Annotated in this window: 19 protein-coding genes; 9 read left to right on the top strand and 10 right to left on the bottom strand. The window is 64.2% G+C overall.

Annotated features, from left to right (window positions below; genetic code table 11):
* The first annotated feature begins 17 nt into the window (after nt 1-17).
* The 6 genes from NKI64_RS02375 to NKI64_RS02350 all read left to right on the top strand — a co-directional run bounded on the left by NKI64_RS02375 (nt 18) and on the right by NKI64_RS02350 (nt 6,578).
* Nucleotides 18-3,188 (top strand): efflux RND transporter permease subunit, encoded by a 3,171-nt coding sequence (locus NKI64_RS02375; protein WP_352666368.1) that lies wholly within the window; start codon nt 18-20, stop codon nt 3,186-3,188.
* Nucleotides 3,189-3,283: 95 nt separating this feature from the next.
* Nucleotides 3,284-3,442, top strand: coding sequence for a DUF3309 family protein (locus tag NKI64_RS02370; protein ID WP_023702789.1), 159 nt, complete (start codon nt 3,284-3,286; stop codon nt 3,440-3,442).
* Nucleotides 3,443-3,790: 348 nt separating this feature from the next.
* Nucleotides 3,791-4,207: a DOPA 4,5-dioxygenase family protein gene (locus NKI64_RS02365; protein ID WP_245260353.1), complete on the top strand. Its 417-nt coding sequence runs from the start codon at nt 3,791-3,793 to the stop codon at nt 4,205-4,207.
* A gap of 534 nt (nt 4,208-4,741) precedes the next feature.
* The gene (locus NKI64_RS02360; protein ID WP_023696785.1) at nt 4,742-5,350 is read left to right on the top strand and encodes a hypothetical protein; all 609 of its coding nucleotides are present in this window, start codon (nt 4,742-4,744) and stop codon (nt 5,348-5,350) included.
* Nucleotides 5,347-5,739 (top strand): phage holin family protein, encoded by a 393-nt coding sequence (locus NKI64_RS02355; protein ID WP_023693628.1) that lies wholly within the window; start codon nt 5,347-5,349, stop codon nt 5,737-5,739. The genes NKI64_RS02360 and NKI64_RS02355 overlap by 4 nt, the downstream gene beginning before the upstream one ends.
* 56 nt (nt 5,740-5,795) lie before the next feature.
* Nucleotides 5,796-6,578 (top strand): hypothetical protein, encoded by a 783-nt coding sequence (locus NKI64_RS02350; protein WP_245261172.1) that lies wholly within the window; start codon nt 5,796-5,798, stop codon nt 6,576-6,578.
* A 274-nt stretch (nt 6,579-6,852) separates the two neighbouring features.
* Here the strand turns inward: NKI64_RS02350 and NKI64_RS02345 are convergent, their stop codons facing one another.
* From NKI64_RS02345 to NKI64_RS02325, 5 genes are all read right to left on the bottom strand, one after another.
* On the bottom strand, nt 6,853-7,098 hold the full coding sequence (locus NKI64_RS02345; RefSeq protein WP_023684042.1) for a MoaD/ThiS family protein: 246 nt from the start codon (nt 7,096-7,098) through the stop codon (nt 6,853-6,855).
* A gap of 24 nt (nt 7,099-7,122) precedes the next feature.
* Entirely contained in the window at nt 7,123-9,387 is a 2,265-nt protein-coding gene (locus NKI64_RS02340) for a xanthine dehydrogenase family protein molybdopterin-binding subunit (RefSeq protein WP_352666365.1), read from the bottom strand.
* The gene (locus NKI64_RS02335) at nt 9,384-9,866 is read right to left on the bottom strand and encodes a (2Fe-2S)-binding protein (RefSeq protein ID WP_023822301.1); all 483 of its coding nucleotides are present in this window, start codon (nt 9,864-9,866) and stop codon (nt 9,384-9,386) included. Before NKI64_RS02335 ends, NKI64_RS02340 begins: the two co-directional genes overlap by 4 nt.
* Nucleotides 9,866-10,726, bottom strand: a complete 861-nt coding sequence (locus NKI64_RS02330; RefSeq protein ID WP_352666363.1) for an FAD binding domain-containing protein — start codon at nt 10,724-10,726, stop codon at nt 9,866-9,868. The genes NKI64_RS02335 and NKI64_RS02330 overlap by 1 nt, the downstream gene beginning before the upstream one ends.
* 178 nt (nt 10,727-10,904) lie before the next feature.
* Entirely contained in the window at nt 10,905-11,861 is a 957-nt protein-coding gene (locus NKI64_RS02325) for an SDR family oxidoreductase (protein ID WP_352666361.1), read from the bottom strand.
* Between the two features lie 94 nt (nt 11,862-11,955).
* Here NKI64_RS02325 and NKI64_RS02320 point away from each other — a divergent pair, with 94 nt between their 5' ends.
* The gene (locus tag NKI64_RS02320; protein ID WP_352666359.1) at nt 11,956-12,864 is read left to right on the top strand and encodes a LysR family transcriptional regulator; all 909 of its coding nucleotides are present in this window, start codon (nt 11,956-11,958) and stop codon (nt 12,862-12,864) included.
* Here the strand turns inward: NKI64_RS02320 and NKI64_RS02315 are convergent.
* From NKI64_RS02315 to NKI64_RS02305, 3 genes are all read right to left on the bottom strand, one after another.
* Entirely contained in the window at nt 12,828-14,003 is a 1,176-nt protein-coding gene (locus NKI64_RS02315) for an MFS transporter (protein WP_352666357.1), read from the bottom strand. The genes NKI64_RS02320 and NKI64_RS02315 overlap by 37 nt on opposite strands.
* Nucleotides 14,004-14,158: 155 nt before the next feature.
* A complete protein-coding gene (locus NKI64_RS02310) occupies nt 14,159-14,467 on the bottom strand; it encodes a DUF1244 domain-containing protein (protein ID WP_352666355.1) in 309 nt (102 codons plus the stop codon).
* Nucleotides 14,468-14,479: 12 nt separating this feature from the next.
* Nucleotides 14,480-15,277 (bottom strand): N-formylglutamate amidohydrolase, encoded by a 798-nt coding sequence (locus tag NKI64_RS02305; RefSeq protein ID WP_023737013.1) that lies wholly within the window; start codon nt 15,275-15,277, stop codon nt 14,480-14,482.
* 246 nt (nt 15,278-15,523) lie between these two features.
* On the opposite strand from NKI64_RS02305, the gene NKI64_RS02300 reads away from it, so the two are divergent.
* Together NKI64_RS02300 and pyk are read left to right on the top strand one after the other, a co-directional pair.
* A complete protein-coding gene (locus NKI64_RS02300) occupies nt 15,524-16,012 on the top strand; it encodes a DUF1036 domain-containing protein (protein WP_023737012.1) in 489 nt (162 codons plus the stop codon).
* Nucleotides 16,009-17,454, top strand: coding sequence for a pyruvate kinase (pyk, locus tag NKI64_RS02295; protein WP_023690053.1), 1,446 nt, complete (start codon nt 16,009-16,011; stop codon nt 17,452-17,454). Before NKI64_RS02300 ends, pyk begins: the two co-directional genes overlap by 4 nt.
* On the opposite strand, the gene NKI64_RS02290 is transcribed toward pyk, so the two are convergent.
* On the bottom strand, nt 17,412-17,918 hold the full coding sequence (locus NKI64_RS02290; protein ID WP_023822298.1) for a hypothetical protein: 507 nt from the start codon (nt 17,916-17,918) through the stop codon (nt 17,412-17,414). The genes pyk and NKI64_RS02290 overlap by 43 nt on opposite strands.
* A gap of 5 nt (nt 17,919-17,923) precedes the next feature.
* Nucleotides 17,924-18,988 (bottom strand): alpha/beta fold hydrolase, encoded by a 1,065-nt coding sequence (locus tag NKI64_RS02285; RefSeq protein ID WP_023822297.1) that lies wholly within the window; start codon nt 18,986-18,988, stop codon nt 17,924-17,926.
* Nucleotides 18,989-19,055: the final 67 nt, after the last annotated feature.

Below are 19,055 nucleotides of genomic sequence, written 5' to 3'. Positions count from 1 at the left end.
AATCTTGAGAACAGGCCATGGATATCGTCAAACTCGCGATCAACAATGCCCGGCTGACCATTGCGGTGCTGGTGTTCCTGCTGCTGGCGGGCTGGGTCGCCTATCAGTCGACGCCGAAGGAAGCGGAACCCGACGTTCCGATTCCGATGATGTATGTCAGCCTGATCTATCAGGGCATTTCGCCTGAGGATTCCGAGCGCCTTCTGCTGCGGCCGATGGAAAGCAAGCTGAAGAGCCTCAAGGGCCTCAAGGAAATGCGCTCGGCCGCCTTCCAGGGCGGCGGCTATGTGCTGGTCGAGTTCCAGCCGCAGACCAATCTGGCGACAGCACTTCAGGACACGCGCTCCAAGGTGCAGGACGGCAAGGCCGACCTGCCGCAGGCGGCCGAAGAACCCGTCGTCACCGAGGTCAACATCTCCGAATTCCCCGTGCTGGTGGTGACGTTGTCGGGCGAATTGCCCGAGCGCGTGCTGACGGCTGCCGCGCGCGAATTGCGCGACCGCATCGAGGAAGTGCCCGGCGTTCTCGAAGGCTCGCTGCAGGGCGCGCGCGACGATCTTGTCGAGGTCGTCATCGACCCGATGAAGCTGTCCTCCTACGGGCTGCAGCTCGACCAGCTGATCGGCGCCGTCGGCGCTTCCAACAGCCTGGTCGCCGCCGGCAACATCGAGGGTTCGGAAGGCAAATACGCGGTCAAGGTGCCGTCGCTGATCGAGACACCCGAGGATGTGGCTTCGCTTCCGGTGGTCGCCGGGCCTAATGCCGTGGTGCAGGCGAAGGACATCGCCACGGTGCGTTCGACCTTCGCCGACGCCGAGACCATCACCCGCCTCAACGGTAAGCCGGCCATCGCCATCGAAGTCAAGAAGCGCATCGGCGCCAATCTGATCGACACGCTGGCCAAGGTGCGGGAAGTGTCCGACGCCTATGTCAAGACCATGCCGGAAGGCATGAACATCACCTACACGCAGGACAAGTCTGTCTTCGTCAACCAGTTGCTGGGCGACCTGCAGAACCACGTGATGATCGCCGTCATCCTGGTGTTCATCGTCATCCTCTATGCGCTGTCCGGCCGCGCCTCGCTGCTGATCGGGCTTGCCATTCCGTCATCCTTCCTGATCGGCATCCTGCTCTTGGCGATGATGGGCTACACCATCAACATGATCGTGCTGTTCAGCCTTATCCTGGCGGTCGGCATGCTGGTCGACGACGCCATCATCGTCACCGAATTCGCCGAACGGCGCATGGGCGAAGGCATGCCGAAGGCGGAAGCCTTCACGCTTGCCGCCAAGCGCATGGCCGGTCCGGTCATCGCCGCGACGATGACGCGCATCGCGGCGTTTTCGCCGCTGCTGTTCTGGCCCGGCATCATCGGCGACTTCATGAAATACATGCCGATCACGCTGATCGTCACGCTGTCGGCCTCGATGCTTTATGCGCTGGTGTTCGCGCCGACGCTGGGCGCGCTTTTCGCCAAGGCGCCGGAGCATCACGAGGAACAAAATCGCGACGGCTGGTACATGGCGCTGGTCAAGCAGGCGGTGCGCTTCCCCATCACCGTGCTGGTGCTCACCGCCGTGCTGCTCACCGGCGTCGGCTTCGCCTATTCGAAATATGGCGCCGGCGTCGAGTTCTTCCCCAGCGTCGAGCCCGATTACGGCCTGCTCTATGTGCATGCCCGCGGCAATCTCTCCCTGGCCGAAATGGACACGGCGACCAGGATCGCCGAAAACCGGCTGCTTGGCTGGCCTGGCGTCAAATCGGTCTATACCCGCGTCGGCAAGACGCAGGGCGGCGGACAGGACGTGCCGGAGGACGTCGTCGGCGTCATCCAGTATGAGTTCATCGACTGGCGCGAGCGCAAATCGGCGAACAATATCCTGGATGAGCTGCGCACCGTCATGGCCGGCATTCCCGGCGTCGATGTCGAGGTGCGCGTGCCGGAGGCCGGTCCTCCGACGGGCAAGGCGGTCCAGCTCCGGCTTTCGGCCATCGATCCCAAAGGGCTCGACGACCAGGCCCGCGCGGTTGCGGCGCGCATCGCCAAGGTGCCCGGCGTCATCGACGTGTCGGACGGCCTGCCGCCGCCCGGCGTCGACTGGGCGCTCGAGGTCGACCGCGCCAAGGCGGCGCAGTATGGCATCAGCCCGACGGCCGTCGGCACGGTGGTGCAATTGGTGACCAATGGGTTGAAGCTGTCGGAATACCGGCCGGCCGGCGCCGACGATGCCGTCGACATCAGGCTGCGCCTGCCCGAAGACCGGCGCACGCTGTCGACGCTCGACGAACTCCGGGTGCAGACCGCGCAAGGCTCGGTGCCGATCTCGAACTTCGTCGTGCGCAAGCCGGAGCCGACCGTCGGCATCCTCAACCGCATCGATGGCGCCCGCACCGTGGTCGTCCAGGCCAACGTCGCCGCCGGTAACCAGGTTGCGGCGGTGCAGGCGGAGGTGACCAAGGCGGTCACCGACATGAAGCTCGACAACGGCATACGCTGGAAGCTGGCGGGGTCGAACGAGGACAGCGCCGAAGCCAGCGCCTTCCTCGGCAAGGCTTTTGGCGCCGCGATCTTCCTGATCTTCCTGGTGCTGCTAATGCAGTTCAACAAGTTCACCAGCGTGCTGCTGGTGCTGTCCTGCGTGGTCATGGCGACGATCGGCGTGTTCCTGGGGCTGCTGCTGACAGGCGAAGCCTTCGGCATCGTCATGTCGGGCATCGGCGTCATCGCGCTGGCCGGTGTGGTGGTGAACAACAACATCGTGCTCATCGACACCTATGACCGGCTGCGCGAAGAAGGCTGGGACAAGATGGAAGCGGTGCTGCAGACCTGCCGCGAGCGCGCCCGCCCGGTGGTGCTGACGGCGGTCTCGGCCATCCTCGGCGTTCTGCCGATCGCCTTTGGTCTCGGCCTCGAAATCTTCCATCACGAGACGACGATCAACGCGCCGTCGACGCAATGGTGGATTTCGTTGTCCTCGGCGATCGTCTTCGGCCTGTCCTTTGCCACGCTGCTGACGCTGGTGGTGACGCCGTCCATGCTGATGATCTTCACGCGCAGCAAGAACAGCCGCTTCTATGCCTTCTTCCGCCGGCTGTTCGGCCGCGACAAGAAACGGGATGCGTCCACGGGGCCGAAGCCGGGTCCGCTCGATGAGCCGGCAATCGCCTTCCCGAAAGCCGCGGAATAGCTGCATTCGACCAGTCGGACAAAAGGCCGCCCGGAACAACCGGGCGGCCTTTTGCATTGTCCCCTCGCATCTGAAGAGCAAAGCGAGGGACTCTTATGACCGTCAGCACCATTCTCATCATAGTTCTGATCCTGATCCTGATCGGCGCCGTACCGGCCTGGCCGCATTCGCGCTCCTGGGGTTATGGGCCGTCCGGAATAGTCGGCGTTGTGCTTGTGGTGCTGCTGATCCTGGTGCTGATGGGCAGGGTTTGATCGGGGCAGGAGACCTCTGCGATCAGCGGGTCCTCGCCCGATGAAGTGCTGGCAATAGGCATACGGCGGTGCCAACCCCCACTCCGGCCGCTGCGCGGCCACCTCTCCCCATGTCCATGGGGGAGAGGAAATGCCAAGCTTTTCAAGGCAGCGATCTTGGCGATTAGCATTTCCTCTCCCCCACGAATGTGGGGGTAGAGGTGGCTGGGCGAAGCCGAGACGGAGCGGGGGAGCTCCATATGCGATTGGCCCGAAATCGAGATGACGAGCACACGCTGTGCCCCCTTGGCCACCCCGCACCCTTGCGTATACGCTGCCGGCACGACAATCACCGAGGGAGCCATCAAGGTGAACACCGCCAGCCCGCCCAGGCCGCTCGCCGAGATCGCCAGCTATCACGCCCACATCTACTATGTCGGGCAAGCCGAACGGCAGCAGGCCGAATGGCTGCGCCTGCGCATCGGCGAACGCTTCCGCGTGCGCCTGGGCAACTGGCGCGACGAGCCGGTCGGCCCGCACGAACAGGCCATGTACCAGGTCTCCTTCGCCACCGAGATCTTCGCCACGCTGGTCCCCTGGCTGATGCTTAACCATGGCGGCCTGAGCATCCTCATCCACCCCAACACCACCAACCCCAAGCGCGACCATCTGGTCGATCCGATCTGGATCGGGCGGCCGCTGGGGGTGCATGGCGAGGTGCTGGGAGAAGAGGATGAAGCGGAAGAGGCGCTGGAGGTGAATACGGAACCGACCCTGGGGGCTTAGGGAGGGCGTTCTGCAAAGTAGAGACTTGGCCCATGGAGACGCGTTCACCAATAGCCCAGTTCAGGCATGCATGACCGGCCGCTTTACGCCTCAAGCCGTATCCTATGCCTTCATCATTGCTTCGTCGAAGATGCCGAACCAGCGTGGGGCCGTTGGAGCGATGGACCGTCGATGGATGGCAAGGGAGAGTTCTCCCTGGTCGCCGGTACGCCGAGGCGGGGCCGCCGAATAGGCAAAAGATTGCAATAAGGACGCAGCCGGCACTCGGTTCCCGCGGAGTCGGGCGCACCGGTTCGTACGGGAGCAACTGGCGCTCCGCACGAGGGACAGGGCAACTCACTGGTGACTGGGTGCGTGCCTGACGAAGCTCTTCGTTTCGGCTGAGATAAATGCTCTCACTTACGGAACATCGCAGGTTCGTCGAAGTTGGAAAGCTACGGAGGACGTGCACATGAACAGTGTCATCTATCTTATCGGCCTTATCGTTGTCGTGCTCGCGGTCCTCTCCTTCCTCGGTTTTCACTAGGTGGCCTCATGCAGCATGAGAACGATCAGGGCGGACAGCCCACCGATTTCGACAAGGCGAAAAGCGACGTCTCCGACAGACTTCGCCAGGAAAATGAGCGTGCCAGCGAGTTGCTTCACGACGCGCGGGACGAGGTGACCCGTAAGGCTGGCGACTATGCATCTGAAGCCACGCAGGTCATCTCCGACAAGGCGGAGGAGGCGCAGCGCGACATCGGATCGAGCTTGGCGGCGTTGGGTGGTGCACTGCGAGCCGCCAGCGATCACCTTGCCAGCAACGATGAAAGGAACGCATCGAAGTTCGCTTTGGATGCTGCCAGTGGCCTTGAGCGGCTTTCATCGTCCTTGAAACAGAAGCCCTTTAGCCAAGTCCTTGATGACGTGCAGTCCTTCGGCCGGCAAAATCCCGGTGTCCTGCTTGCGGGATCGGTGTTGGCCGGATTGGCTCTCGGGCGGTTCATCAAGGCTTCTCCGCCGGCAACGCCCGATTCTGAGGCCGCTCCGGGAGGCCTCAGATCACACACCGATCAGCCACAGGGTTGGTCCGCTGATCGTCCACAAGATTTTGGCGTGGTCGGCGATGATGGCGCCACGCAGATCGCGGAGCAGGACAGATGAACAACCAGGACAATCCCAGCCTTGCCGGGCTAGTCACCGATTTGGCCCAGAATGTAACCACTCTGGTGCAAACCGAGGCGAGGCTGTTTCGGGCCGAGCTCTCTGAAAAGCTTACCAAAGCCGGAGCAGGTGCCGCGGAAGTGCTGGGCGGCGCGATTTGCCTGCTCGCCGCGCTCTTGGTGTTGCTGCAGGCGCTCATTATCGCACTGACGCGGGCAGGGCTTGGCGCGGGGTGGTCTTCCCTGCTGGTCGGTGTGGTCGTGGCGGTCCTCGGCGTCATCCTGCTGCGGACCGGGACGGCCAGCATGGCGCCTTCGGAACTTACCCCCGACCGGACCCAGGGACAGCTGAAGCGCGACGCGAGCGCGATTAAGGAACAGGTGAGATGAAAGAGAAATCCGCAGCCGAACTTGAACGCGAGGCCGAGGCGGCGCGCGCCCGGGTGATGGAGACCGCCGAATCCATTCGAGGCAAGATGACGCCGGGACAATTGCTGGATGAGTTCACCGGGCTGTTCTCGGGAGGGGAGAGCGCGGCCATGCTCAGCAATCTCAGAACGCAGGTCCGAGACAATCCTTTGCCGGTCACCATGGTGGGCGCAGGTCTGGCCTGGCTGATGTTCGGCAGCGGTGCCTCAAACACCGCCCACCGTTCGGCTGGCTATCCATTGCCTTCAGCGCCGGGACGACATGATGTAGCAGGGGAGCGCGGCGGTTTGGGCGGCACGCTCTCCGACGCCGCGGAATCGCTCTCCTCGAGCGCTACCAGCGTCGGCGACACCATATCGAGCACCGCAAGAGCCGCTGCGGCGGGTCTGACGGGAAGCGCTGCCAATGCAAGCTCGACGACTGGGGACATGGCGGCGAAAGCCAGCCGCTCCGCGCAAGATCTGTTGGAGGACCAACCCTTGGCCGTAGCGGCCGTCGGTCTCGCCATCGGCGCCGCTATAGGTGCAATGCTGCCCCATACCGCAACGGAGGACGAGCAACTAGGCGCCTATGGCGACAAGCTTCGCGATTCCGCCGAAACTTTGCTCAATAGGGGCCTCGATGAGGCCAAGCAGGTCGCCGCCGAAGCCTATGAGACCATCAAGCAGGAAGCTGGCCGGCAAGATATGGAAGCAGACACGATAGCCGATCAGCTCGGCGAGATCGTGAAGTCCACAGCAGACAAGACCGAGCATGCCGTGCGCGAACGAATTTCCGATACGTCTCAGCGCCAAACCTAGCTTGATGATCCTGGATCAACGATAGCCGGCCTCTCCAGAAAGGGGCCGGTGTTGTCCGTCAAACGGTGACCCGCTCGAGTCACTTCAGAGCCGTGTGCGGACTGATGTCCCTTGCCGATAGTAATCCAGCGGATCAGGTTCTCTGGATTGTTGGCCCCCGCCGCCGATAAGACGCGGTCAGCAAAACTGGCATCTAGGCGAGGACCGACATTGCACTTGAAGTTCGCAGACCGAGGATGCCGGTCCGCTCTGGGACGTAGGGCGACACCCCACTTCACCCCCCAGCCAGCCGCGGCAGCAGAAAAATCTCCGCCCCCGGCGGCAGTTCCTTCGACCACGTATCGCGATAAATCGTCCCGTCGATCGCCACCGCGATGCCCTTCTCGATCCAGGGCTCGATGCCGGGATACTGTTCAGCCAGTTTCCTGAACAGCTCCCTGATGTCCTTGGCCTCGACCTCGACCTTGCTCTGGCCGCCGGCGAGCTGGCCCAGCGCGCCCCAGAGCGTGACTTCGACCATTAGGGCAAGAACCTCATTTTTGCCCTAGCCTCCCCGTTCCGCCTCGATCGCGGCGAGGACCCTTGGCGGCGACATCGGGATGTGGGTCATGCGCACGCCGGCTGCGTTGGAGACGGCATTGGCGATCGCCGCCAGCGGCGGCACGATCGAGGTTTCGCCGACGCCGCGCACGCCATAGGGGTGGTTGGGATTGGGTATCTCGAGGATCTGCGTGTCGATCATCGGCAGGTCCGAGCAGACCGGGATGCGGTAGTCGAGGAAGCCGGCGTTCTGGAGACGCCCATCCTTTCCGTAGATGTACTCCTCGTTGAGCGCCCAGCCGATGCCTTGCGCCGCACCGCCCTGGTACTGGCCCTCGACATAGGTGGGGTGCACCGCCTTGCCGGCATCCTGGATCACCGTGTAGCGGATCACCCTGGTCGAGCCGGTTTCGGGGTCGACCTCGATGTCGCATATATGGGTGGCGAAGGAGACGCCGGCGCCGTCGGCGACGAGTTCGCTGTGGCCGGCGATCGGCCCGCCGGTCTTGCCGGAAGCGGCGGCGATCTCCTTCAGCGACAGGGCTGCAAGATTGCCGTACTTCTCGCCCTTGGCGATGGCGTGGCCGTTTTCCCAGACCACGTCGTCGACGGGGATGTCCCACGTCTGGGCGGCGCGCTCACGCAGGATCTTGATGGCGTTGCGGGCGGCCGAGATGGTCGCCATCGACGACGAGAAGGTGCCGCGGCTCCCATCGGTCATGTCGTTGTAGCCGAGCGAGGACGTGTCGGCGACCACCGCCTTGAGCTGGGCATAGTCGATGCCGAGCTCCTCCGCCGCCACTAGCGACAGCGACGCACGCGAGCCGCCTACATCAACCGTGCCGACGGCCAGCGACACCGAGCCGTCCATGCCGATGTTCAGGTCCACGCAGGTCTGGCCACCGAAGTTGAACCAGAAGCCGCATGCCATGCCGCGGCCCTGGCTCTTGCCCAGCGGCGCCTTCATGTGCGGATGGTGCTTGGCCGCCTCCAGCGTCGGGCCGATGCCGATCGGGCCGTAGACCGGGCCGTAGGAAGAGCGGGTGCCTTCCTGGGCGGCGTTCTTGATCCGGAACTCGACCGGATCCATTCCAAGCTCCTTGGCCAGCTCGTCGACGGCGCTTTCCACCGCGAACGCAGCCATGGGTGCCGAGGGTGCGCGATAGGCGGCGGTCTTCGGCCGGTTGACCAGCACTTCGAAGCCGACCGTCTGGACGTTATCGAGCTTGTAGCAGGCGAAGGCCGTCATGGCGCCGATCTCGGCCCAGGCGCCGGCATAGGGGCCGCTGGTGTAGCGCAGCGTCGCTTCGGCGGCAGTGATGGTGCCATCCTTGCGGGCGCCGATCTTGACGTCGATCGAGGTGGCGCTGGTCGGACCCGAGGCGCGGAACACCTCGTCGCGGGTCATCACCAGCTTCACCGGACGGCCGGCCTTGCGCGACAGCGCCAGCGCCACCGGCTCGGCCCAGACATGGGTCTTGCCGCCGAAGCCGCCGCCGATTTCCGACGAGGTGACGCGCAGCTTCGAGGCTTCCAGCCCGAGCAGTTGCGCACAATGCTGGCGGTAGACGAAATGGCCCTGCGTGCAGACCCAGAGGTCGGCGGTGCCGTCGGACGAGACGCTCGCCACGCAGGCATGCGGCTCGATATAGCCCTGATGCGTCTGTTCGGTCTTGAAGGAGCGCTCGACGATGACATCGGCGTGGCCGAAACCCTGATGGACATCGCCATGGCCAAACTGGCTGCGCTTGGTGACGTTGGACGGCTTTACCGGCTTTTCCTCGAGACCCTCGGTGAAGATCGTGTCGTTGATCAAGGGGGCGGTGTGCTTCATCGCCTCGTCGACATCGGTGACATGCGGCAACAGCTCATACTCGACCTCGATGAGCTTCAGCGCCTGCCTGGCCGTGCGGGCATCGACGGCGGCGACCGCGGCCACCGCGTGGCCGTCATAGAGCGCTTTGCCGCGCGCCATGCAATTGTCGAGGACGTCATACATGGCGGCATCGCCATCGGTGAGATCGGGCAGGTCGGCGGCGGTGATCACCGCTTTCACGCCGGCGAGCTTTTCCGCTTTCGAAGTGTCGATCTTGAGGATCCTGGCATGCGCATGCGGGCTGCGCAGGACACGCCCGACCAGCTGTCCAGCCATGTTGAAGTCGGCGCCGTAGCGGGCGCGTCCGGTCACCTTGTCGACGCCGTCGGGACGGATAGGCCGCGTGCCGACGGAGGAGAATTTGCGGCCCGAAAAGCGTGGATCGAAGTTCATGCGTGCGCTCCCTTCATCACATTGGCCGCATCCTGGACCGCGCGCACGATCTTGTCGTAGCCGGTGCAGCGGCAGAGGTTGCCGGCGAGGCCGAAGCGGATTTCTTCCTCGGTCGGATCGGGGTTCTTGGCCAGGAGGTCCTTCGCCGCGATCAGGAAGCCCGGCGTGCAGATGCCGCATTGCAAGGCTGCGTGTTCGAGGAATTTCTGCTGCAGCGGATGCAACTGATCGCCATGCGCCATGCCTTCGACGGTCTCGATATGCCGGCCTTCGGCTTCAGCGCCAAGCACAAGGCAGGAGCAGACCAGCCGATTGTCGAGAATGATCGAGCAGGCGCCGCAGTCGCCCGTGCCGCAGCCTTCCTTGGCGCCGGTCAGCCCGAGCCGGTCGCGCAGGACGTCGAGCAACGTCTCGTCGGGCTGGCAAAGGTATTCGACGCTGTCGCCGTTGATTGTCGTTGAAACTGCTACACCGGCCATCATTTGCCTCCTGCGCGTGCGTAGGCGGTCGTCGCGGCCCGTCCGGCCAGCACGCCCGCAACTTTTCGTCTGAACTCGATCGTTCCGCGCTTGTCGTCGATGGGGCGGCAGGCCCCGGCGCAGACCTTGGCGAGCCGCTCAAGTGCCGCCTTATCCAGCTTCCTGCCGATGAGAGCCTCGGCTGCTTCTTCCACCAGAAGCACGGTCGGGGCCGCGGCGCCCAGCGCGACGCGGGCGGCTGTTATGACGCCATGCTCGTCGAGCGTCAGGTTCACGCCGGCGCTGACCACCGCGATGTCCATCTCGGTGCGCGGGATGAATCTGAGGTAGGCGTCGCCCGAACGCGGCGCGCGCTTGTCGAGCAGGATCGCCTCGACGATCTCACCCTTGGTGAGCGAGGTCTTGCCAGGCCCGATCGGCACAGCCTCGACCGGAATGGTGCGCTTGCCCGACGGACCGGCAACCACGGCCTTTGCGGCGGCGGCCACCAAGGCCGGGACGCTGTCGGCGGCCGGCGATGCGTTGCACAGATTGCCAACGATGGTGCAGCGGCCCTGGACCTGTTTCGAGCCGATCAGCTTCGACGCTTCGACGACACCGGGCCAGGCCTTCTTCAGAACCGAGCTCTCGCCCAGGACGGCGCAGGGGACGGTGGCGCCGATGCTGAAGCCGTCGGCCGTCTCCCTGATCTCGCTCAAGCCCTCGATCGCCTTGATGTCGACGATCAGGTCGGGATCGACAAACCCGCCCTTCATCCGAACGAGGAGGTCACTGCCTCCAGCGAGAATGGCTGATGTGCCGGAAGCGTCGGCCAGCAGGCCAACGGCGTCTTCGATTGAAAGCGGACGTATGTAACGCATCGTCTCCCCTTGGTGATGGTGATCTCGCCGACCGTTATAAACAGTCTCCTCATAATGACCATCCGGTTGCTGATTTCCAGCGATTGGGCCAGCACCGCGAGAGAGATTTTTGTCTAAAGTCTTTGTTTTGATGCATGTCGTTGTCCCAGAACCGCGCACACTTCTGGGCGACATGCATTCAAGCGGCGTCTTTTGCACGGTCGAGGCTGATGCCGATGTCCTTCAAGGCCTCGGCCACGGCCTCGTCCAGCGGGGTGTGCGGGACTTCGCCGATGATGCCTGCCAGCCGGTCGGACACGAGCCGGTGCGGTTCGAAGCGCAGATAGGACATCGAGACGATCTCGCGCCACATCGCCACGAACGGGCTGCCGGCGCGCAGCACCCACCAAGGCATGAAGGCCAGTTTCAGCGGACGTCCCAACGCTTTCTCGGCCGCGGCCTTTATGTCCATGTCGGTGACGGCGTGGCCGGGGAAGTTGAGCGCCTCAAAGAAGCCGAGCTTGCCCTGATTACGCGCCAGGCCGACGAAGCCGATGCCGAAGTCCGGCAAATAGGCCCATTCGTGCACGAGGTTGGCAGGGCCAGGCGCGGTGTAGACGCCCTTGCTCATCTTGGCGGCGACGACGAGGTCGAACCATGATCCGCTGCCGGTGCCGCCGAAGAAATCGCCGGCACGCAGGATGATGGTGCGGACGCGGCCGGCATCGGCCTCGCGGCGAAACAGCGCTTCCATGGCGCAGCGGATGCGGCCCTTCTCGGTGGTCGGACGGAATGGCGTGTCTTCGGTGACCACCTCAGGCATCGGCGAGCCGTAATTGTAGACAGTGCCGGGGAAAAGATGCAGCGCGCCATTGGCATGGCAGGCGGCCATGACGTTCTCCGCCATCGGCAGACACTTGCCCCAGTCGGTGTAGATCGGGTTGAGGCCGTTGAAGATGATGTCGACGCCTTGCGTGGCGCGGATCAGCGCCTCGCGGTCGAGCGCATCGCCGGCGACGGCGGTGGCGCCCTTGAGTTCGGCTGGGACCTTGCCGCTGCGGGTGACGGCGCGGACGTCGAAACCGGCGTCGATGAAGGCCTTGCCAACCACGCGGCCGAGCCGGCCATTGGCGCCTAGAATTGCGATCTTGGTCATTTTCTTCTCCGTGTTTGTGTTTGCACGGCGAATATGATGCCTCCATATGCGAACGAAAATTGACTAGGGATGCAGCTTTGTTATTCATAATTGAATGGAAGATATCGACTGGAACCTGATCAAGAGTTTCGTCACCGTGGCGGAGACCGGCAGCCTGTCGGCCGCGGCGCGCAAACTGTCGGCCAGCCAACCGACGCTCGGGCGTCACATCGGTGAGCTCGAACAGGCGTTGGGCGTCACCTTGTTCCGGCGCGGGCGGCGCGGCTATGCGCTGACGGAAGCAGGCGCCACGCTGTTCGAACGCGGCAGAGCGGTGAGCGAGCAGGCGAGCGCGTTCGCACTGTTGGCATTGGGCTCGGTCGAGGCGATCGAAGGCACGGTGCGTATTGCCGCCAGCGAGGTGGTGGCGGCCTATGTGCTGCCGAGGATGACGGCGCGGCTCGGCATCGAGGAACCCGGCATCGAGGTCGAGATCGTCGCCTCGAACCAGGTCGAGAACCTGCTGCGAAGGGATGCCGATATCGCCATCCGCATGGTCAAGCCAGCGCAGAACGAGCTGACGGCGCGCAAGGTCTGCGATATCAAGCTCTGCTGCTGCGCGGCGAAATCCTATCTCGACAGGCACGGACGCCCGCTCAAGCCCGCCGACCTTCTCGACCATCCGCTGATCGGCTTCGAGCGCAGCGACGAGATGATCCGGGGCTTTACCCAGGCCGGCATCCCCGTCACCCGAAGCAGTTTCCGCTTCAGGACCGACAACCAGATCGTTCTGTGGGAAGCGCTGCGGGCGGGAAACGGCGTCGGTCTTGGCCAGGAGCCGCTGGCGGACAGCGACCCGTCGCTGGAGAAACTGCTGCTCGGCCTGCCACTGCCCAGCCTGCCGGTGTGGCTGGCCATGCATCGCGACGTGCGCACCAGCGTGCGCATCCGCCGCGTAGCGGATTTCCTCTACGAGGAGCTGAAGCGCTATTCGGCGGGGGCGGCCGCGAATTCGGCGCGGTGAGCGAGCCCGGCCATCAACAGCACGACGGTCAGCAGCCCCGACATGGCGACGAAGATCGGCCCGAAGCTGGAATGCTCGGCGACGAAGCCGATCGCCGACGGCGCCACCAATATGCCGGAATAGCCCATGGTGGTGACGACGCTCATGCCGGTGCCCGACGACATGCCTTCCTGGTTGCCGCCGGCCGAGAAGATGATCGGCACCATATTGGCGATGCCGAAGCCGCAGAGAGCAAAAGCCGCGATGGCGATCCAGGGCGAAGGCGACAGGCCGGCGACCAGCATGCCGGCGGCGGCGACCACCGCCGAGCCGCGCAGCGTCGCCACCGCGCCGAAGCGGTTGCGCACGCCGTCGCCGAAAAAGCGCATGACAGCCATGACGCCGGAGAAGGCGGCGTAGGCAAGGCCGGCGATGGCGAGGTCGGCGCCGAGCTCCTGCCTGAGATAAAGCGCTGCCCAGTCGAGCACGGCGCCCTCGGAAATCATCGTCAGCAGCGCCATCAGCCCTACAAGATAGACCAGCGGGTTGGCCGGCAGCGTTAATCTGTGATGCTCGGCGGCCTGCGGCTTGTCCTCGGCGATGAGGTAGCCGACCGCCACGGCGATGACGGCAAAAGCAATGATCGTGACTACAGCCGCATGGGCGAGGTGGCCGTAAGTCTGGATGGCGTAACCGCCCAGACCGCCACCGGCGAAACCGCCGAGGCTCCAGAAGCCGTGCGAGGACGACATGATGGCGCGGGACAGCCGGCGCTCGACCACCACGGCATTGGCGTTCATGGCGACATCCATGCCGCCGATCGAGCCGCCGAAGATGATCATGGCGATCGCCGCCAGCGGCACGTTGGGCGCCAGCGCCACGATCAGCAGGCCGAGGCTGCCGCACAGGCCGAACCAGCGCAACACGGTGCGCGAGCCATGCCTGGAGATCAGATGGCCGCACCAGCTCATGGCCGCGACCGCGCCGACGCCGAACAGAAGGATCAGCAGACCGAGGGTGAATTTCGAGATGTCGAGCCGGGTCAGGAACACCGGTATCTGCGGCGCCCAGCTGCCGGTCAGGAAGCCGTTGGCGAGGAAGATCGCGGCTACGGCCCATCGCCCCTGAAGGGCGCTCTGCATGGTGTCTTGCGCGTCCATGGTTCGAATCCGGTCAAGGAATGGCTTTGCGCGGCAAATTAAATCGATTCAATTTCTCGTCAAGCGCTTGGCTGCGAAAAGCTTGTGGGCCACATCTAAGGGGAAACCGTTAGGCGCTGTCCCGCCGACGTCAATCCTGTGAACCGCGCGCTACTTCAGTGATCCCTCGGCCGTCTTGCCTCGAACTCCGCTTTCTTGGCGTCCGAAGCCTCGGTCTGGTTCAGCGCCTGCCATTGCGCATAGGGCATGCCGTAGACGATTTCGCGCGACTGATCCTTGCCGAGATCGACGCCCTCAGCCTCGGCCGCTTCGCGATACCAGTTCGACAGGCAGTTGCGGCAGAAGCCGGCGAGGTTCATCAGGTCGATGTTTTGCACATCGCTGCGCTCGCGCAGATGATCGACCAGCCGGCGGAAGGCCGCGGCCTCGAAATCGCGTTTATGGTCATCGCTGAGTTCGGTCATTGCCTTGGATCCTCACAGCGGCCCGGTGCGCGAGCCGAACATCTTCACCTGATGTATATCGGGACGGCGGTCGATGGCGTCAACGATCGGCGCCAGCCGTTCCGTCCAGGCCAGCGCCCCCTTGCGGTCTGATATCAGGTCCTGGCGGATCTCGATCAGCGCATGGGCAAAGCCGTTGACGATGGCGTGCTTGAACATGGTGTCGCCGCGCAAAGCGCCGTCATAGGGTTCATTGTCGCCAACGACGAGGTTTTTATCCTGCGCCAGCATGTCGATCAGCGGCCGCGCCACGCGGTCGTCGAGGTCCCACAATATGCCGACATGCCAAGGGCGGATGAAGCCCTGCATGACAGGGGTGAAGGAGTGTACGGAGAAGATGAACGGCGCTTTGCCTGAGGCGTGCGCCACCGACGCGATCATGGCGCCGACCGCGTCCTGATAAGGCCGGTAGAAGCCGTCGAGCCGCCTTTCGCGTTCTTGCGGCGCCATAGGGTAGTTTCCCGGCACGACAGTGCCGTCATAGAGCTGGCGGATCAGCGTCGGGTCGTCCTCGCCGCGATTGGGATCGATCAGCAGCCGCGAAAAATTGGCGATCACCGCCGGCGCGTCGAGCGCTGCGGCCAGTTCGCGCGTCACCGTCTCGACACCGATGTCGTAGGCGATATGGCGATCGAGTTCCGCCGCCGGCAAGCCGAGACTGCCATACTCCTCCGGCAGGTCGCGGCGGGCATGGTCGGCGACAAGCACGATGCCTCGCTTGCGGTCGCCTTCGACGATATCGAAAGGCGCGAAAACTGTGGATCGGGTCATTGGCTGGAAAGGTCTGTTCGCTGGCTTCCGGGGAGGGTGGTATCGTCATTCCCACGAAGAGGACTGTTGCGCAATGCCGTTGTTTAGCCACGGTTTCTGCGAAAAACCTGTGACGTGCGGCAGATCGCGTGTCGGGGGCCTTTCTAAATCGATTGGAATTGGACAGAACGGCGCGTTGACATGCGCCCGGACTTTTCCGAAAAGGGGCGTTGAGAGATGCAGATGACGTTATTGAGGGGTTTCGGGATGGGTTCCGCCGGCAGGCCGCGTGCGCGCACCGCCTTTGCCGTGCCGCTCCTGGCCCTGACGCTAGGGCTCACCGCGCTGGTCGCGGCTTCGCCTGCCCGCGCCGATTTCCGCGTCTGCAACGCCACGCAGAACCTGGTCGGCGTTGGCATCGGCTACCGCGCCAAGGCAGGCTGGATCACCGAGGGGTGGTGGCACATTGAAGGATCGAGCTGCAAGACGCTGATCGAAGGTCCGCTGTCATCGAGGTTTTACTATCTTTATGCAGAAGACGCCGAGCGCGGCGGGCGCTGGGATGGCCCGATCAACATGTGCGTGGCCGAAAAAGAATTCAAGATTGCCGGCGTTACCGATTGCGTCGCCCGGGGCTTCCAGCGCGCCGGATTCCAGGAATATGACACGGGCGAGCAGGCAAGCTGGATGGTCCAGCTGACCGATGAGTCCACAACGGGAGGCGCTCCAGCCGCCCCGGGAACAAACAGTCAATGAGACGTAGCCGCAAGGTCAAGATCCTCGCCACCATCGGTCCTGCCTCCTCGTCCGAGGAGATGCTGCAGAAGCTGTTCGAAGCCGGCGCCGATGTCTTCCGCATCAATATGAGCCACACCGATCACGAGTTGATGCGCACGCTGGTCGGCCGCATCCGCGCGGTCGAGGAAAAGGTCGGCCGTCCGATCGGCATCCTGGCCGATTTGCAGGGACCGAAGCTGCGCGTCGGCAAGTTCGCCAACGGCAAGGAGGTGCTGACCCCGGGCCAGACCTTCACCCTCGACAACAATCCCGAGCCCGGCACGTCGACCCGCGTCTACCTGCCGCATCCCGAAATCCTGAGTTCGGTCGAGGCCGGCCACCGTCTGTTGATCGACGACGGCAAGCTGGAGCTCAGGGCGGTGAAGAGCGACGGCAAGTCGATCACCTGCGCGGTCGTCGCCGGCACCACCATTTCCGACAAGAAGGGCGTCAGCCTGCCCGACACCGACCTGCCGGTCGGTGCGCTGACCGAAAAGGACCGCAAGGACCTCGATGCGGTGCTGGCGGAAAGCGTCGACTGGGTGGCGCTGTCGTTCGTGCAGCGGCCGGAGGATTTGGCGGAAGCCCGCAAGATCGCGCGCGGCCGGGCGCTTATCATGGCCAAGATCGAAAAGCCGCAGGCGGTAGCCCGGCTGGCCGAAATCATCGAACTCTCCGACGCGCTGATGGTCGCCCGCGGCGATCTCGGTGTGGAAATGCCGCTGGAAGCGGTGCCCGGCATCCAGAAGCAGATCACGCGCGCCGCGCGCCGCGCCGGCAAGCCGGTGGTGGTCGCCACGCAAATGCTGGAATCGATGATCACCGCGCCGGTGCCGACCCGCGCCGAGGTCTCCGACGTGTCGATCGCCGTGTTCGAGGGCGCCGACGCCATCATGCTTTCAGCCGAATCCGCTGCCGGCGCCTATCCGGTCGAGGCGGTGGCGATGATGAACCGCATCGCCACCAAGGTCGAAACCGACCCGACCTATGCCGGCATCATCAACGCGCAGCGCTCGGAACCGGAAGCAACCGGCGCCGACGCCATTTCGCTCGCCGCCCGCGAGATTGCCGAGACGCTGAAACTGTCGGCGATCATCACCTATACGGCGTCGGGCACCACCGGCCTGCGCGCCGCGCGCGAGCGGCCGCAAGTGCCGATCATCGCGCTGTCGCCGATCCTCAACACGGCGCGGCGGCTGTCGCTTTTGTGGGGCACGCATTGCGTCGTCTCGCCCGACGCCAGCGACCTCGACGACATGGTCGATCGCGCCTGCCGCATCGCTTTCGAAGAGGGGTTCGGCCAGCCGGGCGACCGCGTCATCATCACGGCGGGCGTGCCGCTGAGGACGCCGGGTTCGACCAACATGCTGCGCATCGCCTATGTCGGATCGGACGTGCAGGCCACCCGCAACATAGGCTGAGACCTCGTCACAGTTCGCTGCGCTCTTGCCGCACCTTCGGCGTGATCGATGCGCCGAAGGAAGCGGCGAGCCCGGGGAACGGGGTGGTGCAGGTACTGGTCCGGACCCAGCATCTTTCGCCGGTTGAGTTCGACTGTGTCGAGCAGATCGAAATCGACCGTGGCGATCGTGCAGTGCCACCCGGGATTGCGCGACGCCCAGCCCCTCTTGTGGTGTTCCAAAAGCCGCTCGCGGGCGGAATAGCCGTGGTAGTCGAACGCGATCACGCCGTTGGTCGCGTAAATATGGTTCCCGGAAAAGCCCTCGCCAGGAATGATCCGTTCGCCGTAGAATCCTTCCAGAGGAGCATGCTCGAGAAAGGCGCCAGCAAGAATGGCGCACGCGCCATAGCCGAAGAAGATGCGGTCCGGCAACGCCCATCGCTTCTCCGGGTTTCTCTTGACGCCGTGTTTCAGGACATACATTGCGATCAGGTCGGGGCCAGTTCCGCGTCGGGCACTGTGATGTCGGGGCATCGCCCCTCATTGTACGCATCGCCGGCGATGCGTGCTTCCACGGTTTTTGCCATTGCCTGCAGGTCGACGACCTTGCCGGCGACTTTCTCGATCGCGCCGACGACGAGGTCGGAGGCGATCCAATCCGGCTTGTGGCCGAGATTGTGGACCCAGATCAGTTCGGCGCCGGGGATGTCCCTGACCAGGCCGACCGAATGGATCGAGGCATAGACCACCTTGTCGCGATCGCCCGAGATGACGATCGTCGGCGCTGTGATGTCGCGGTAATGCGGCGCGGCCTTCAGCGTATAGTCGTAGAGGCCGGCGACATCGATGGCGTTGGCGCGGAAAGCGCCGGGACGCAGCACCAGCGGAATCGAGGCATTGCCGACATAGCCTTCCGGCACCTTGTTGGGAGAAAACACGCAGGCCGTGGCGCTGTCCATCTGCAGCGTGCCTGCCGGATAGGTCAATGTCTGCGAGAACAGCCAGCCGATGATGGGGGTGGCGGTCAGCTTGTAGTACCAGGCGGTCGCGCCGCCCGGCCAGGGGTGGCTGACCGGCGACAGAAAGACCAGCCCGAGCGTCTTCTCCGGGTGTTCGCGGCCAAAGGCGGCGGTGATCACGCCGCCAAACGAATGGCCGACCATGATCGCCTTGTGGATGCCGAGACGGTCCATCAGCCTGGCGATGGTGTCGGCCTGCCCCGACGGGCTCTCATTGCCGGGGCCGCGTGCCGACCAGCCGAAGCCCGGCCGGTCGAGGAAGACCATCTCGGCGCGGCCTTCGAGCAAAGGCCTGATCGGCAGCATCTGATCCCTGAGGTTGGCGCTGGCGCCATGGATGAAGACGATCGCCGGCAGCTCGGCATTTTGAGGCGCCGGCACGTGGACATAGTGGATGCGGGTGGCGTCGATGTCGGCAAATTCGCCGGCCGGCGGGTTCCGCCACTCGATCAGCCACGTGCCGGCGCGGGTGACACCGGCCAGGGCAAAGACGAGCGCGAGGAGCAAAGCACAGGCGGCGTAAATGAGGTTCATGCGCGGAGATACGGGGGTGGAGGGGGATAAGTTCTAGGGAGTAGGGAGTAGGGAGTAGGGAGTAGGC

The sequence above is a fragment of the Mesorhizobium sp. M0478 genome, assembly GCF_040321305.1.
GTDB lineage: Bacteria > Pseudomonadota > Alphaproteobacteria > Rhizobiales > Rhizobiaceae > Mesorhizobium.
The sequence above is the reverse complement of the archived record's forward strand: the minus strand, read 5'-3'. Positions and strand labels throughout refer to the sequence as shown.

Excerpts from the sequence above, each read along its gene's own strand:
- NKI64_RS02375 (WP_352666368.1), top strand. The coding sequence starts at position 18 with ATGGATATCGTCAAACTCGCGATCAACAATGCCCGGCTGACCATTGCG.
- NKI64_RS02370 (WP_023702789.1), top strand. The coding sequence starts at position 3,284 with ATGACCGTCAGCACCATTCTCATCATAGTTCTGATCCTGATCCTGATC.
- NKI64_RS02360 (WP_023696785.1), top strand. The coding sequence starts at position 4,742 with ATGCAGCATGAGAACGATCAGGGCGGACAGCCCACCGATTTCGACAAG.
- NKI64_RS02355 (WP_023693628.1), top strand. The coding sequence starts at position 5,347 with ATGAACAACCAGGACAATCCCAGCCTTGCCGGGCTAGTCACCGATTTG.
- NKI64_RS02350 (WP_245261172.1), top strand. The coding sequence starts at position 5,796 with ATGGAGACCGCCGAATCCATTCGAGGCAAGATGACGCCGGGACAATTG.
- NKI64_RS02345 (WP_023684042.1), bottom strand. The coding sequence starts at position 7,098 with ATGGTCGAAGTCACGCTCTGGGGCGCGCTGGGCCAGCTCGCCGGCGGC.
- NKI64_RS02340 (WP_352666365.1), bottom strand. The coding sequence starts at position 9,387 with ATGAACTTCGATCCACGCTTTTCGGGCCGCAAATTCTCCTCCGTCGGC.
- NKI64_RS02335 (WP_023822301.1), bottom strand. The coding sequence starts at position 9,866 with ATGGCCGGTGTAGCAGTTTCAACGACAATCAACGGCGACAGCGTCGAA.
- NKI64_RS02330 (WP_352666363.1), bottom strand. The coding sequence starts at position 10,726 with ATGCGTTACATACGTCCGCTTTCAATCGAAGACGCCGTTGGCCTGCTG.
- NKI64_RS02325 (WP_352666361.1), bottom strand. The coding sequence starts at position 11,861 with ATGACCAAGATCGCAATTCTAGGCGCCAATGGCCGGCTCGGCCGCGTG.
- NKI64_RS02320 (WP_352666359.1), top strand. The coding sequence starts at position 11,956 with ATGGAAGATATCGACTGGAACCTGATCAAGAGTTTCGTCACCGTGGCG.
- NKI64_RS02315 (WP_352666357.1), bottom strand. The coding sequence starts at position 14,003 with ATGGACGCGCAAGACACCATGCAGAGCGCCCTTCAGGGGCGATGGGCC.
- NKI64_RS02310 (WP_352666355.1), bottom strand. The coding sequence starts at position 14,467 with ATGACCGAACTCAGCGATGACCATAAACGCGATTTCGAGGCCGCGGCC.
- NKI64_RS02305 (WP_023737013.1), bottom strand. The coding sequence starts at position 15,277 with ATGACCCGATCCACAGTTTTCGCGCCTTTCGATATCGTCGAAGGCGAC.
- NKI64_RS02300 (WP_023737012.1), top strand. The coding sequence starts at position 15,524 with ATGGGTTCCGCCGGCAGGCCGCGTGCGCGCACCGCCTTTGCCGTGCCG.
- pyk (WP_023690053.1), top strand. The coding sequence starts at position 16,009 with ATGAGACGTAGCCGCAAGGTCAAGATCCTCGCCACCATCGGTCCTGCC.
- NKI64_RS02290 (WP_023822298.1), bottom strand. The coding sequence starts at position 17,918 with ATGTATGTCCTGAAACACGGCGTCAAGAGAAACCCGGAGAAGCGATGG.
- NKI64_RS02285 (WP_023822297.1), bottom strand. The coding sequence starts at position 18,988 with ATGAACCTCATTTACGCCGCCTGTGCTTTGCTCCTCGCGCTCGTCTTT.